Genomic DNA, 1,093 nt, shown 5'->3' on the forward strand with positions numbered 1-1,093 from the left:
TTATTCTTATAGCAACACCTTCTTTTGAGCATTGGAGGCCACAACGTTCAATAAACCGTCAATTTGGCCTCAAATCTATAAAATTGAGAAATAGATCACAGGTAAAAAAGTACAAAAAAACCATGCACAGAGCATGGTTTTGTCTTTTTCTGGGTAAATTTACCCAACCTGTTTCTTATACTGAGAGGGAGAAAGTCCCTGCAATCGAGTGAAGGTATGAGTAAAAGTGCTTTGACTTGAGAAGCCGGTAAACTCGGCGATTTGCCCTAAAGAGAGGTGACCTTGCTCGATTAGCTCACGAGCCATATCAATGCGCTTACCTAATACGTATTGATGCGGAGTAATCCCCATCTGATCTTTAAACAAGCTGTGGAATTGGCTTTCACCCAAGAAAACGCGCCCCGCAAGCTGAGCAACGCTGATCTTATGGCTGAGATGTTGTTCGATGTAGCGGTCTATTGCTTCTAGATCAAAGCGCGAATCTTTGCGGCTGGTTTCAAATGCAGAGATATGCCGCTGCATCAATGCAATCACGGTGTCATTACACGCGCGACTAAGCAGCAGATCATCAGGATGGTTACGCATTTCCTGTACCAGCATCTGAATCAGCTTCTGAATTTGACCATCGAGTTGAAAATAAAGGTGGGAACGTTCTAGGTTATTGATCTTCTGAAGCATCTCAGGGTCATCATTGGTCGGCTTCGGCATATTCAGCACTAAAATATCCGATTGATGAATCACGCCGCCGAAAGCATGATCAGAGCATGCTGTTACCACACAACCTTGCCCAGGACCGACTAAATTACCCTGCCCACGGACTTCGAATTCCGCTTGACCTTTCAACCCAATCACAATCTGCGTGTAAGTATGATCATGGCAATCCATATAAGATGGCAGCGTGATCAGTTCTGCTGGTTTTGGCAGCATACTTTCTTTATATGGTGGGGCTTTCGGGTTATCTGAGTCACTCATTTCACACGGTCATCTTAAGCGTTCGGCTTACATCGAGGCATGATATACCTTCTCGGTTGCCTTGCAAATCTCCACGGAGCCAATCGCGCAAGATCAAACCAACAAGATCAACCCCCAACCA

The 1,093-nt window shown here is 45.0% G+C and carries 1 protein-coding gene; it reads right to left on the reverse strand.

The annotated features are described in order from the left end of the window. Nucleotides 1–159 precede the first annotated feature (159 nt). On the reverse strand, nt 160–972 hold the full coding sequence (locus R7P72_RS25705) for an AraC family transcriptional regulator (protein ID WP_069495147.1): 813 nt from the start codon (nt 970–972) through the stop codon (nt 160–162). Nucleotides 973–1,093 lie beyond the last annotated feature (121 nt).

This window comes from Vibrio sp. Vb0888, assembly GCF_033338835.1.
GTDB lineage: Bacteria > Pseudomonadota > Gammaproteobacteria > Enterobacterales > Vibrionaceae > Vibrio > Vibrio alginolyticus.

Excerpts from the sequence above, each read along its gene's own strand:
- R7P72_RS25705 (WP_069495147.1), bottom strand. The coding sequence starts at position 972 with ATGAGTGACTCAGATAACCCGAAAGCCCCACCATATAAAGAAAGTATG.